General features: G+C 64.6%; 11 protein-coding genes and 2 pseudogenes. 3 read left to right on the plus strand and 10 right to left on the minus strand.

Annotation, left to right across the window (positions count from 1 at the left end; genetic code table 11):
- The 5 genes from ACLPJJ_RS13980 to ACLPJJ_RS14000 all read right to left on the minus strand — a co-directional run.
- A partial coding sequence (locus ACLPJJ_RS13980; RefSeq protein ID WP_443591611.1) for an ATPase domain-containing protein occupies window positions 1-434 on the minus strand: 434 nt, incomplete at its 3' end.
- Window positions 435-752: 318 nt separating this feature from the next.
- Window positions 753-1,979: an argininosuccinate synthase gene (locus tag ACLPJJ_RS13985; RefSeq protein ID WP_443591601.1), complete on the minus strand. Its 1,227-nt coding sequence runs from the start codon at window positions 1,977-1,979 to the stop codon at window positions 753-755.
- A gap of 14 nt (window positions 1,980-1,993) precedes the next feature.
- Entirely contained in the window at window positions 1,994-2,956 is a 963-nt protein-coding gene (locus tag ACLPJJ_RS13990) for a sterol desaturase family protein (protein WP_443591602.1), read from the minus strand.
- Between the two features lie 110 nt (window positions 2,957-3,066).
- The gene (locus tag ACLPJJ_RS13995) at window positions 3,067-4,050 is read right to left on the minus strand and encodes a YncE family protein (RefSeq protein ID WP_443591603.1); all 984 of its coding nucleotides are present in this window, start codon (window positions 4,048-4,050) and stop codon (window positions 3,067-3,069) included.
- Window positions 4,047-5,258: an O-antigen ligase family protein gene (locus tag ACLPJJ_RS14000; RefSeq protein WP_443591604.1), complete on the minus strand. Its 1,212-nt coding sequence runs from the start codon at window positions 5,256-5,258 to the stop codon at window positions 4,047-4,049. The genes ACLPJJ_RS13995 and ACLPJJ_RS14000 overlap by 4 nt, the downstream gene beginning before the upstream one ends.
- A 70-nt stretch (window positions 5,259-5,328) precedes the next feature.
- Between ACLPJJ_RS14000 and ACLPJJ_RS14005 the strand changes: the two genes are divergently transcribed.
- Together ACLPJJ_RS14005 and ACLPJJ_RS14010 are read left to right on the plus strand one after the other, a co-directional pair.
- On the plus strand, window positions 5,329-6,093 hold the full coding sequence (locus ACLPJJ_RS14005) for an alpha/beta fold hydrolase (protein WP_443591605.1): 765 nt from the start codon (window positions 5,329-5,331) through the stop codon (window positions 6,091-6,093).
- A complete protein-coding gene (locus ACLPJJ_RS14010) occupies window positions 6,090-7,199 on the plus strand; it encodes an NAD(P)/FAD-dependent oxidoreductase (RefSeq protein WP_443591606.1) in 1,110 nt (369 codons plus the stop codon). The genes ACLPJJ_RS14005 and ACLPJJ_RS14010 overlap by 4 nt, the downstream gene beginning before the upstream one ends.
- A gap of 87 nt (window positions 7,200-7,286) precedes the next feature.
- Here the strand turns inward: ACLPJJ_RS14010 and ACLPJJ_RS14015 are convergent, their stop codons facing one another.
- The 5 genes and pseudogenes from ACLPJJ_RS14015 to ACLPJJ_RS14035 form a co-directional block, all read right to left on the minus strand.
- Window positions 7,287-8,714, minus strand: coding sequence for a hypothetical protein (locus tag ACLPJJ_RS14015; RefSeq protein WP_443591607.1), 1,428 nt, complete (start codon window positions 8,712-8,714; stop codon window positions 7,287-7,289).
- Window positions 8,715-9,021: 307 nt separating this feature from the next.
- Entirely contained in the window at window positions 9,022-9,786 is a 765-nt protein-coding gene (locus tag ACLPJJ_RS14020; RefSeq protein ID WP_443591608.1) for an AIM24 family protein, read from the minus strand.
- An 84-nt stretch (window positions 9,787-9,870) separates the two neighbouring features.
- The gene (gene phoB / locus ACLPJJ_RS14025) at window positions 9,871-10,584 is read right to left on the minus strand and encodes a phosphate regulon transcriptional regulator PhoB (RefSeq protein ID WP_443591609.1); all 714 of its coding nucleotides are present in this window, start codon (window positions 10,582-10,584) and stop codon (window positions 9,871-9,873) included.
- Window position 10,585: 1 nt separating this feature from the next.
- A complete protein-coding gene (gene phoU / locus ACLPJJ_RS14030) occupies window positions 10,586-11,305 on the minus strand; it encodes a phosphate signaling complex protein PhoU (RefSeq protein ID WP_443591610.1) in 720 nt (239 codons plus the stop codon).
- Between the two features lie 17 nt (window positions 11,306-11,322).
- A pseudogene (locus tag ACLPJJ_RS14035) lies at window positions 11,323-11,943 on the minus strand (phosphate ABC transporter ATP-binding protein); the annotation flags it as partial.
- 14 nt (window positions 11,944-11,957) lie between these two features.
- On the opposite strand from ACLPJJ_RS14035, the pseudogene ACLPJJ_RS14040 reads away from it, so the two are divergent.
- Window positions 11,958-12,195: pseudogene (locus ACLPJJ_RS14040) on the plus strand (MFS transporter); the annotation flags it as partial.

Here is a 12,195-nt window from a genome sequence, read left to right on the forward strand (position 1 = left end):
GCCACGGAGTCGATCACCAGCACGTCGATGGAGCCGGAGCGGACCAGCGTATCCGCGATTTCGAGCCCCTGCTCGCCGGTATCAGGCTGGGAGATCAGCAGGTTATCGACATCAACGCCCAGCTTGCGGGCATAGACGGGGTCGAGAGCGTGCTCGGCGTCGATGAAGGCGCAGACGCCGCCGCGCTTCTGCGCCTCGGCGATGGCGTGCAGGGCCAGGGTGGTCTTGCCCGAGCTTTCCGGGCCGTAGATCTCGATCACGCGGCCGCGGGGCAGGCCACCGATGCCCAGCGCGAGGTCGAGCCCGAGCGAGCCGGAGGGGATGACCTCGATGGCTTCGGTGCCGCCCTTGGCGCCCATGCGCATGATCGAGCCTTTGCCGAAGGCGCGCTCGATTTGCGCCATTGCGGCGTCCAGCGCCTTGTTTTTTTCCAGATCCGGTTTTGCCATTGTTGCTGCCATTGGGGTTGCCTCGGGAGCGTCCAACATCGACTCGAGCGCTGTCAAACGCGGCTTTTTAGTTGTGGTGGCTACAACCATAGCGTGTTTATCCTCAAAGGCCAGAGTGATTCGTTAAGAATGACGCTGGCATGATGAGAACAAAATGGCAACGCCTTTGTTAACCATTTGTTCGTTTTTTGTTCGCGCTTGGGCTTTTTACCTGTATTCGTGTTGGCGGGCAAAAGTTTTACGCATGAAAAAAGGGCGGGATGGCATGCCACCCCGCCCTCGCTGCCCGGCTGGTGCCAGGGATTACAGCGCGCCGCCGCGCCGCCCGATGGCGGCACCCAGGCGCAGGCGGAGCGAGTTCAGCTTGATGAAGCCTGCCGCGTCCTGCTGGTTATAGGCGCCGGCATCGTCTTCGAACGTGACCATGCGGGTGTTGTACAGCGAATGCGGGCTCTCGCGCCCAGTGACGATGACATTGCCCTTGTACAGTTTCAGCATCACCCTGCCGGTGACGGAGGCCTGCGAGGTGTCGATGAGCGCCTGCAGCATCCGGCGCTCGGGGCTGAACCAGAAGCCGTTATAGATCAGCTCCGCGTAGCGCGGCATGATGCTGTCCTTCAGGTGCCCGGCTTCGCGGTCGAGCGTGATGGACTCGATGCCCCGGTGCGCGGCGAGCAGGATGGTGCCGCCCGGCGTCTCGTACACGCCGCGGGACTTCATGCCCACGAAGCGGTTCTCGACGAGGTCCAGACGGCCGATGCCGTTCGCCTTGCCGTACTCGTTCAGGCGGGTGAGCAGCGTCGCGGGCGAGAGCGGCTCGCCGTTCAGGCCGACGGCATCGCCGTGCAGGAAGTCGATGCTGATCTCGGTCGCCACGTCCGGCGCCGCTTCCGGGCTGATGGTGCGCTGATAGACGATCTCATCGGGTTCAACCGCCGGGTCTTCCAGCAGCTTGCCCTCGGAGGAGGAGTGCAGCAGGTTCGCGTCTACCGAGAACGGGGCCTCGCCGCGCTTGTCCTTGGTGATGGGGATCTGGTTCTGCTCCGCGTACTCGATGAGCTTGGTGCGGGAGGTGAGGTCCCATTCGCGCCAGGGGGCGATTACGCGGATGTTCGGGTTCAGCGCGTAATAGCCAAGCTCGAAGCGCACCTGGTCGTTGCCCTTGCCGGTGGCGCCATGGGCCACGGCGTCGGCGCCGACCATCTCGGCGATCTCGATCTGCCGCTGGGCGATGAGCGGGCGGGCGATGGAGGTGCCGAGGAGGTACTGGCCCTCATACAGCGCGTTGGCGCGGAACATCGGGAAGACGAAATCCTTCACGAAGGTCTCGCGCAGGTCCTCGATGAAGATCTGCTTGATGCCTAACATCTCGGCCTTCTTGCGGGCCGGCTCCAGCTCCTCCCCCTGGCCGAGATCGGCCGTGAAGGTGACCACCTCGCAGTTATAGGTGTTCTGCAGCCAGCGAAGAATGACGGAAGTGTCCAGCCCGCCGGAATAGGCCAGGACGACTTTTTTGATGCTTTTGTCCATGATGAAGCCTCGTATTACGTTGGCTGGTTGCCGCCAAGAGGCCGGCGCGGTGCGAACAGGGCCTTGCAGAACATTTTAGCCCCGCAGATCTGCTGCGCCATATAGCCGCCCGTGGCCAGGGCCTCGGGCGCTGTGGCGTCGCCCGTGGGCAGGTACACGGGGGAGAAGTCCGCGGTGCGGAAGATGACGTCCCAGATCGAGAACACGCCGGCATAGTTGCAGGAATTGTACCCGGCCGCGCGCAGCGCGTGGTGCAGGCGGTGGAAGCGTGGCGAGACCAGCAGCCACTCAAACGGGCCGAAGGAGAGCCTGATATTCGCGTGTGACAGGCTCTCGATAAACCTGAGCAGCAGCATGAGCAGCGGGAACTGCAGCGGCGGGATGCCGATGGCGAGGCCGATGGCGAAGAACCAGAGGAAGGAGACGAGGTCGTCGAAGAAATGGTTGCGGTCGTCGGACCAGAAGCTCATCTGCCGCTGGGCGTGGTGCAGCGCGTGCAGCGCATACCAGGCATTGAAGACGTGGGAGAGCCGGTGGCGCCAATAATCGGCGCAGTCGAGGATGAGGGCGTAGATCCAGAAGGTGAGAACCGGGTGTCCGAACAGGCCGGGGATGAGCGAATCCAGCGTCGGCGGGATGAAGCCCGCATCCACCAGCCAGCCGGTGGTAACGGTTTGCACCTGGTAGAACAGCACGAAGGAGACGACGGGGATGACGCCGACACGGTTGAGCAGCGTGTAGAACACGTCCACCAGCACGGCCTTTTTGCTGGGCCAGTGTTCCACCGGGCGCCAGAGTTCCAGCGGCCAGCACACGGCGTAGGTGACGATGACCGCGAACAGGCCATAGATGCAGACCAGGCACCAGTCGAAGGCGAGGTCGTCCCATTCCATCCAGTGGAAATGGTAGAGGACGGGCAACACGGCATACTGGTCCATGTAACCGGCGAGGATGGAGAAAATACGGTCAAGACTCATTGATGGCGCCTGTTGCTTGGTCAATGCAGCCGGGGCGATAGGGGGGCCGGCGCAACGCGGAGTATAGCCGCTTTGCCGCGCCGGGGCGAATTGCGAGCAGTTCTCGGCGGTTAGATGATCTGCGCGGTCAGCTTGCCTTTCCGCGTGAGGCAGGTGCTGAGGTAAAGCCCGTGCGGCGAGCGGCCGACGGGGATGGTGTCGTAATTGCCGGTCACCGGGTCCATTACGGCCACGGCCTCGGCGAAGCGCAACGCGATCCAGATTTTGCCGTCCGGCGCGATGCCGATATCGTCCGGCCCGCCGGGGATGGGGTAGGTGCGCTTGACTTCCAGCGTCACCGGATCGAGCGCGGAGAGCGAGGTGTCGCCCGGGCCGCGATTGGAGATGTAGAGGATCTGCTTGTCCTCATCGAGGAACACGTTATGCGCGCCGGGGCCGGTCGCCTGGCGGCGGGTGATGTGGCCGTCCACGGGATCAACCTCGACGATGCCATTCTCGCCCATGATGCAGACGATGATCTTGCCGTTGAGCCACAACACGCCGGCCGGGGTATTGCCGATGGGGACGGACCAGCGCGGGGTCATGGTGGTGAGGTCCAGCGAAACGAGGGTGTTGGACTTCTGCATGGAGTTGAAACTCCAGCGGCTGTCCGGCGAGAAATCGAGATGGCTCGGCCATTCGCCCGGCTTGAAGCGCTTCACCAGAGACAGGCTCGCGGCGTCGTAAACATCCACATGGTCCAGGCGCAGGGCGTTGACGACGAGGTATTTGGCGTCTGGCGTATAGGCGAGCTGGTACGGGTCGGCGATTTTGAAATGGCCCTTGGGGGCGGCGGTGACGGGGTCGAAGGCGAAGAAGGCGTTGCCACCGGCATCGCAGACATACATCGTCTTGCGGTCCGGGGTCAGCGCCCAATGGCTTGGCTCGCGGTAGGTTGGCAGCGTGTCGATAACCTGGCGCGTGTTCATGTCGATGACGCTGACGGAGGCGCCGGCCGAGTTCATCACCATGCAGATCGGTGGTGCGGTTTCGCCATAGGCGGCGGGGGCAAGCAGGCCGAAGGGAAGGGCGAGGGCGGTGCGGCGCGTGATCATGCTGCCGGTGTAGTCCCATTTTCCGCGCTTGCGAAGATGCAGCTAACCCAAAGGAAGAATACCGAACTGGTGGTGGCGATGAGGGTGTTGTCCGTGGTAGAATGGACCGCAAAGCTAATAAAAATCAGTCGCATAAGCCAGCGTTGCGGCCGTGGCAGATTGGCCGTGCCGTGCAGCGCCCAGAGCGTGATGAGGCCGATGAGCAAAGCCAGTCCGAAGAAGCCGCCTTCCGCGCCGATGCGCAGATATTCGTCATGCGCGGCGTTGGTGCCGATGATGCCGCTGAGGATCGAGGTGATGGGGATGATGACCTTGCCGGCCCCCACCCCCCAGCCGAAGACGGGTGAGGCGAGCAGGGCCTTCTGGAAATAGGGCCAGACGAGGCCGCGGTTGGAGAGGTTGGCGGCTTCGCCCAGCTCGGTCAGGCCGACGACGCGGATGAAGGTGAGGCCCTTGGCGAAGAGGATGACGACACACCCCAGCGCGCCGGCCAGCGCCAGCAGATAGATGCGGCGCTGCATGACTAGCACGGCCAGGATGTTGAGTGCCGCGAGGAAAAGTGGGACGCGGGCGCCGGTGAGCAGGATGATGGCGAGATTGACCGCGACCATGAGCGCGTCCCCAATGCCGGGGGCGGCGAGGCTTTCCATCAGCCCGGCATAGATGCCGATGAGCGCGAAACCGGCGAGAAAGGGCGGCTCGCCCGAGGCGCCGAGGCGCAGCGCCCCCTGCTCGACCACGTACATATGCCCGAGCCCGGCCAGCACCAGCAGGGCGCCGAAGCCGATCGTGCAGAGCGGTCCCCAGATGGCAGCGCGGATGACGGCGCGGATGATGTTCCGCGGCAGGCGGACAAAGGAAAACAGGAACGGTGCGGTGGAGCCGATGAGTGAGCGCAGCGAGTCCAGCGGCGTGAGGCCAGGGTAGAGCCCGTGCATCAGCCCGATGAGGAACATGGCGGCGAAGGCGAAGGCGGGGTTGAAGCGGTCCCAGCGCAGGCCCTGGCGGATGGCGAGCATCGCGGCAAGCCCGATCCCGGACGCCTTCACCAGGGCGATGATCGTCTCATGCCCGCCGATCAACTGCGCCAGCCAGGCGTCGGGCGAGGTTTCCAGCGTGAGGACCCAGATGACGGCGGCGGCCTCGGGGAAGTGGAAAATCAACCCCAGGAAGCACAAGGCTGAAATTACAACCAAAACGAGAACCATGCTGCGCTCATAGCTGGATTCGCGCCATGGCGCTTGAGATTTTTGCGTGGGCAGGTGATGAACTGTGTCTATGATATTAAACACGACCCAGATGGGTGACGGTGAGCCGCTCGTGCTGCTGCACGGGCTGTTCGGGGCGGCGCGGAATCTCGGCGTGCTGAGCCGGGGCTTAAGCGGCAAGGCCCGTGTTGTTGCCATGGATTTGCGCAACCACGGAGAGAGCCCGCATGGGCTGCCCATGGACTTCGGCACCATGGCGGCGGATGTAGCGGAGACGCTGGAGAGCCTGGGGATTGGGCGCGTGAAGCTGGCTGGGCACTCGCTGGGGGGCAAGACCGCCATGGCCCTGGCGCTGACCCGCCCGGAGATGATCGAACGGGTGGCGGTGATGGATATCGCGCCCATCCGCTATGACCATGACTACGACGATTACGTCGCGGCGATGCTGGCGATTGAACTGCATCCCGGCCTGACCCGCGCCGAGGCCGAGCAGGCATTGGCGCAGACGGTGAAGGCGGCGCCGATGCGCGCCTTCCTGCTCAACAACCTGGTGCTCGGCGCCAATCCGCACTGGCGCGTGGGGTTACGGGAGATTCAGGCCGCGATGCCGGATATGCTGGACTGGGTGGACCCGCCGGGCGCGCAGCCCTTTACCGGCCCGGCGCTGTTCCTGACCGGGGCGGACTCCCGCTATGTGGGGCCGGAGGCGGATGGGGCGATCAGGCGCTTGTTCCCCAACGCGGTGCGCCAGGAGATTGCCGGGGCGGCGCATTGGCTGCACGCCGACAAGCCGGCCGAGGTGCTGGACAGTTTGCAGGAGTTTTTCGGGCTATGAGCGGGAATTTCGATGTCATCGTCATCGGCGCCGGGATTGTCGGCGCCTCCGCCGCCGCCGGGCTGGGGGCCACGCACAAGGTGGCGCTGCTGGAGCAGGAGGAGCAGGCGGGCTTTCATACCACCGGGCGCTCGGCGGCGATCTGGATCCTCAACTACGGCCCGCCTGATGTGCGGGTGCTCACCGGGCTCTCCGAGGAGTTCTACCACAACCCGCCCGCCGATATCGGCACGGACAAGCTCGCCGTGGGGCGCGAGATCCTCTATTTGGCGCCGGAAGACCAGACGCATCACCTGGACGCGCTGATCGGCCAGGGGCTGGGGATCAAGGAGATTTCCCTGGCCGAGGCCAAGGCGCTCTGCCCGGCGATCATCGACGGCTACGCCGTGCGCGCGGGGCTGGAATCCGATGGATTCGACATGGATGTGGCCGCGCTGCACCAGTTTTATCTGCGCCGGGCGCGCGCGGCGGGTGGACAATTGCTGCTGCGCCACCGGGCCGGGCGGATCGAGCGCAAGAACGGCGTGTGGGAGGTGGAGACCTCGGGCGGTGCCGTCATCACCGCGCCGGTGGTGATCAACGCCGCCGGAGCCTGGGGCGACGAGGTCGCCAAAATCGCGGGGCTGCCCCCGATCGGGCTGGTACCCTGCCGGCGCACCGCCGCGATTATCGATCCCGCGCCCTATCAGGTGGAGCATTGGCCGATGGTGCAGTCGGCCGGACATGACTGGTACGTGCGCACCGAGGCGCGGACCAAGCTGATGGTAACGCCTTGCGACGAGACGCCGGACACCCCCCACGATGTGCAGCCCGACGAGTTGGATGTGGCGATTGGCATTGACCGCATGCAGCACGCGCTTAACATCGAGGTCCGCCGGGTGGAACATTCCTGGGCCGGGCTGCGCACATTCACCCCGGACCGCTCACTGGCCTTCGGCTGGGATAATGCCGCGTCGGGATTCTTCTGGTGCGTGGGGCAGGGGGGCTACGGCATCCAGACGGCGCCTGCCGCCAGCGCGCTGGTGACCGCGATGGTGAAGGGCGAAGACCCTGGCCCTGCCGGTGTCATCATCCCCGCCATCGACCCGATGCGCTTCCGAAAATAGCCTCTGCATGGAGGGTGGTGTTCCCAGGAGGCTCCGCCCCCTGGCCCTCCGCAGCAGGTGCCGCCAGTTGTTTCGTGGCAGACAAATTTATTTCTGTGTGTTTACCGCGAGATTATTCAGCGCGTAGTCGATGGCGAAGAGATCGAAGCGTGGCGGGCGGCCGAGGAAGCGCGAGATGGCCAGCACCTGATCAACGATGAAACGGGCATGGAAGGCGGCGAGTTCCAGGCGCTTTTCTTGCGTCACCTTGTGCAGGATGATTTCGAAAATGGTGTCGTTGAACTCGACCTCGGCCTTGGCGCAGACTTTCTCGAAGATGCTGCGGTAGGTCTGCCTGCTCGGAGCGCCGATTTCGATCTTGTAGGGCAGGCGGCGCAGAAACGCGGCATCCATGAGTTCTTGCGGGTTGAGGTTGGTGGAGAAGATCACCAGTGCCTCGAATGGGATGGAGAAGCTCTTGCCGGTATGCAGCTTGAGGTAATCGACATGGCTTTCCATCGGTACGATCCAGCGGTTGAGCAGCACTGCTGGCGGCACGATCTGGCGGCCGAAATCGTCGATGACGAAGCAGCCGCCGAGCGCCTTGATGTGCAGCGGCGCCTCGTAGAAGCCGGAGGCATGGTCGTAGTTGAGGTCGAGCATCTCCAGCGTCAACTCGCCGCCAGTGACGACGAAGGGGCGGCGCATTGGCACCCAGCGGGCGTCGAATGCCTCGCGCCGCAGGCTGGTGAAGGCGCTGTCGCGCTGGTCCGGCTCCGGCGTCAGCGGTGCATGCAGGCTGGGGTCGAAGACGCGCATGATCTGGCCCTCGATGACCACCGCATGGGGCATGTAGATGATGGTGCTGAAGACATTGGCGAAGCTTAGGGCCACCGAGGTTTTGCCGTTGCCGGGCGGGCCGTACATGAGCAGCGAGCGCCCGGCATTCAGGGCTGGGCCGATGCGATTGATGAAATCGTCGGTGACTTCGTAGCCCGCGAGCGCGGCGCGGATCTGTTCGAAGGTGATGGCATCGCTGTTGACCTTTTGCAGCTTCACGCGGGCGCAGAACTGCTCCAGCGTGACCGGAGCGGGGCCGAGATATTGCGAGGTCTTCAGCGCTTCCTGCGCCCAGCGCCGCCCTTGCTCGGAGAGTTCGTAGCGCATGGTGTTGTGCATCGTGCCCAGGGCCGAGAGCAGGTTGCGGGCGATGCCCATCTGCACCAGCTCATCCACAATATGTGGCGGGAGTTTGATCTTGTCGGCGAATTGCGGCGGGGTTTCGAGGCGCAGCGCGTAGATCTGCTTGAGTAGCAGGGTGAGCAGTTCGCTCGGGTGGATGCCGACATCGTCGACATTCTTCGGCTCGTCCGGCATGCGCTCAAGGAAGGCGCGTAGGGCCTTCGCCTTCTCGGGCAGGAGGGCGATGAGATTGTCGCCAAGCCGCCCACCGCGCTCCTGTTGCAGCCGCAATGCCTGGTTGACTTCGTCGCTGGTGACCAGTTTCGCGACGACGAGAAATTCGCCGAGCAGCATATGAATCCTAATGATAAGCGAGATGTTAATGCGTTGTTTACATAAATAAACGGTTGGAACAATGCATGGTTCAAACGGCCCAGCCGCGGACGCGGGAGCGGCCATGTGCGGTTATTGTTGCCGAGTTACGGTTCGGCTTTCATGCAGGGCGATGTTCCACGAATGGTTTTCAAATATCGGCCGGCCGGGAGAGCGTGGCGCGCAGGCCCGGCAATGACGCAGCCGCCGCGCGTGGCTTGGCTGCCGGATGGCAAGCGGCTGCATGTGAGCGAAGGCGCGGGCTACGAGTTGGAGCGGCTCCGCGGCGTCAGCGGCTGCCGAAAATATCCCCGAGTATGCCGCCGGCGATGGCCGCGCCGCCGATCTGCTGCGGACTGGCGGGAACCTCGCCGCTGAGATAGGGGCCGACGGCATGGGCCAGGCCGGGCACGGTGAGGCTCTGCAGCCAGACTTTCCCGGGACCGGTGAGCCGGGCGATGAACAGCCCGTCGCCGCCGAAAATGGCGTTCTTGATGCCGCGCATGAAGACGATGTCGAAATTCACCGTCTCCTGGAACATACCGATATGGCCCGGATGCACCCGGATGGATTCGCCCGGGCGCAGATCGTAGACCACGCTCTCCCCGCCCAGCTCGACGAACGCGGTGCATGGCCCGGAGAGGCGCTGGAGCATGAAGCCGTTGCCGCCGAACAGCCCGGCGCCGAGCTGGCGCTGGAAGCCGATGGAAAGCTGCACGCCCGGCGTGGCGCAGAGGAAGCCGTGCTTGTGGATCATGTAGGAATGTCCGGCGGGGACATCTACCTGATGGATGGTGCCGGGCACCTTGGCAGCAAAGGCCACAAGGCCCGGCCCGCCGGCGGCGGTGTACTCGGTCATGAACAACCCGCCGCCCGAGAGGGCCCGGCCGATGGCGCCGAACAGGCCGCGCGCGCCTGCGGTCTGCGTTGTGGTGTTGAGCTGGATGTTGTCGGTCATCCAGGAGAATTCGCCGGGCTCGGCGATGATGGTCTCACCCGGGTCGAGCCCGACCTGCAACACGGGCATGGTGGTACCGGCGATATTCGTCTTCATGCTGGCCGCTCCGGATTTTTATGCCCGGATACAAGCATTTCTACGGGGTCCGGGGAAGGTTTCAGCGACCTGGGAGTGGGACGTTTAAGCGACCTCATCCAGGTCCAGGTCCAGCGCGTAGCCGGCGGCGCGCACGGTGCGGACGATGTCGATCTCGCCCGGGCCGTTGATGGCCTTGCGCAGGCGGCGGATATGCACGTCCACGGTGCGCGGCTCGACATGGATGTCCCGCCCCCAGACGGCATTCAGCACATCCTCGCGCGAGAAGACGCGCTTGGGGTGGCGGAGGAAGAATTCAAGCAGGCGGAATTCCGTGGGGCCGAGATGCAAAGCGCGGCCGTTGCGGATGACGCGATGCGAGGCCGGGTCCAGCGAAATGTCGTGGAAGTTCAGCTTGAGCTTCTGCGGCACCGAGCCGGCGCGGCGCAGCAAAGCGCGGACGCGGGCGATCAGCGCCTCGGTGGAAAAGGGCTTGGTGATATAATCATCCGCCCCGGTATCCAGGCCGCGCACCGCGTCCTGCTCCTCGGCGCGGGCGGTGAGCATGATGATGGGCAGCGCGCGCGTGGCCGGGCGGCGGCGCAGCTGGCGGCAGAGCTCGATGCCCGACATGGTCGGCAGCATCCAGTCCAGCAGCAGCAGGTCGGGCGGGGCTTCGGTGATGCGCGTCAGGGCCTCGCCACCGTCGCCAGTGTCTTCCACGCGGAAGCCCTGTTTCTCCAGATTATAGCGCAGCAGTGTGACGAGCGGCGCTTCGTCCTCGACGATGAGGATGTAAGGCTTGTTCAGATCGGACATCTTAACCGGTGGTGGCGGGCATATATGTGGCGGTGTTGTCGCCCTTGGGGCGGAAATCCGGCAGGTCCTCGCCGGTGACGGCGTAATAGGCCAGCTCGGCGATGTTGGTGGTATGGTCGCCGATGCGCTCCAGGTTCTTGGCAATGAACAGCAGATGCGTGCAGGCGGTGATGTTGCGCGCGTCTTCCATCATGTAGGTGATCAGCTCGCGGAAGATGGCGTTGTAGAGGTCGTCCACCGCTTGGTCGGCGCGCCACACGGCGACGGCCTTCTGCGGGTTGCCTTCGCTCACCGTGTCGATGCAGGATTTCAGGTTCTGCTGCACCATCATCGCCATCTGGCCGAGGCTGGAGAGCGAGAAGGTGCTGGCCACCTGGTTGATGACGATGCTGCGCTTGGCGATATTAGCGGCATAGTCGCCGATGCGCTCGAGATCGGTGACGACCTTCAGCGCCTGGATGATCTGGCGCAGGTCATCGGCCACCGGCTGGCGCAGGGCGAGCAGGCGGACGGCGAACTGCTCGACATTATGCTGCTCGGTGTTGATCTTGGGTTCATGCTCGATCACCCGCGAGGCCAGCTCCTGATCGTGGTTCAGCAGCGCGGAGGACGCGTCGGCGACGGCGCGCTCGACCAGCCCGCCCATCATCGCGATCATGTCATGCAGCTTCTTCAGATCCGCTTCGAAGCTGGAAATAATGTGCTTGGGCTCTTCGGCCATGATCCGGATTCCTTAACTTAGCCGAAGCGGCCGGTGATGTATTCTTGCGTTTTGCGCTCGCGCGGGGCGGTGAAGATCTGGCTCGAGGGCCCGACTTCGACCAGCTCGCCGAGATAGAAGAACGCCACCTGGTCGGCGCAGCGGCCGGCCTGCTGCATGTTGTGGGTGACGATGATGATGCAGAAATCGCGCTTCAGCTCGTCCACCAGCTCCTCGATCTTCAGCGTGCTGATCGGGTCGAGCGCGGAGGTCGGTTCGTCGAGCAGCAGCACATCTGGGCGGACGGCGATGGAGCGGGCGATACAAAGGCGCTGCTGCTGGCCGCCGGAGAGGCCGAGCGCGGAGGTGTGCAGGCGGTCCTTCACCTCGTTCCACAGCGCGGCGCGGGTCAGCGCCCATTCCACGCGCTCATCCATCTCGGCCCTGGAGAGCTTCTCGTGCAGGCGCACGCCGAAGAGTACGTTCTCGTAGATGGATTTGGGGAAGGGGGTCGGCTTCTGGAACACCATGCCGACGCGGCGGCGCAGCTGGTTGAGGTCCTGACCGGGGGAGATGATGTTCTCCCCGTTCATCAGCACCTCGCCCTCGGCGCGTTGGCCGGGGTAGAGGTCGTACATGCGGTTGAGGACGCGCAGCAGGGGCCTCGTTCGCCGGCGGGATCGCGCAGTCCGCAGGCTGGCTGATCGCCGCCCGCGCGGTCCAGGGCCTGGGCGCGGCGATGGTCGCGCCGGCCGCGCTGTCGATCCTCACAGTCACGTTCAGCGAGGGCGCCGAGCGCAACCGCGCTCTCGGGATCTGGGGCGCGGTCGCCGGCGCCGGCGGCGCGGCCGGCGTGCTGCTCGGCGGGATCCTGACCAGCGGCCTGAGCTGGCGCTGGGTGCTGTTCGTCA

The sequence above is a fragment of the Acidocella sp. genome (assembly GCF_052326845.1).
Lineage (GTDB): Bacteria > Pseudomonadota > Alphaproteobacteria > Acetobacterales > Acetobacteraceae > Acidocella.

What these genes read in the sequence shown, in the direction of transcription:
- ACLPJJ_RS14015 (WP_443591607.1), bottom strand. Translation starts at nt 8,714, where the DNA reads ATGCTGCTCGGCGAATTTCTCGTCGTCGCGAAACTGGTCACCAGCGAC.
- ACLPJJ_RS14005 (WP_443591605.1), top strand. Translation starts at nt 5,329, where the DNA reads ATGATATTAAACACGACCCAGATGGGTGACGGTGAGCCGCTCGTGCTG.
- phoB (WP_443591609.1), bottom strand. Translation starts at nt 10,584, where the DNA reads ATGTCCGATCTGAACAAGCCTTACATCCTCATCGTCGAGGACGAAGCG.
- phoU (WP_443591610.1), bottom strand. Translation starts at nt 11,305, where the DNA reads ATGGCCGAAGAGCCCAAGCACATTATTTCCAGCTTCGAAGCGGATCTG.
- ACLPJJ_RS14000 (WP_443591604.1), bottom strand. Translation starts at nt 5,258, where the DNA reads ATGGTTCTCGTTTTGGTTGTAATTTCAGCCTTGTGCTTCCTGGGGTTG.
- ACLPJJ_RS13990 (WP_443591602.1), bottom strand. Translation starts at nt 2,956, where the DNA reads ATGAGTCTTGACCGTATTTTCTCCATCCTCGCCGGTTACATGGACCAG.
- ACLPJJ_RS13995 (WP_443591603.1), bottom strand. Translation starts at nt 4,050, where the DNA reads ATGATCACGCGCCGCACCGCCCTCGCCCTTCCCTTCGGCCTGCTTGCC.
- ACLPJJ_RS14020 (WP_443591608.1), bottom strand. Translation starts at nt 9,786, where the DNA reads ATGAAGACGAATATCGCCGGTACCACCATGCCCGTGTTGCAGGTCGGG.
- ACLPJJ_RS13985 (WP_443591601.1), bottom strand. Translation starts at nt 1,979, where the DNA reads ATGGACAAAAGCATCAAAAAAGTCGTCCTGGCCTATTCCGGCGGGCTG.
- ACLPJJ_RS14010 (WP_443591606.1), top strand. Translation starts at nt 6,090, where the DNA reads ATGAGCGGGAATTTCGATGTCATCGTCATCGGCGCCGGGATTGTCGGC.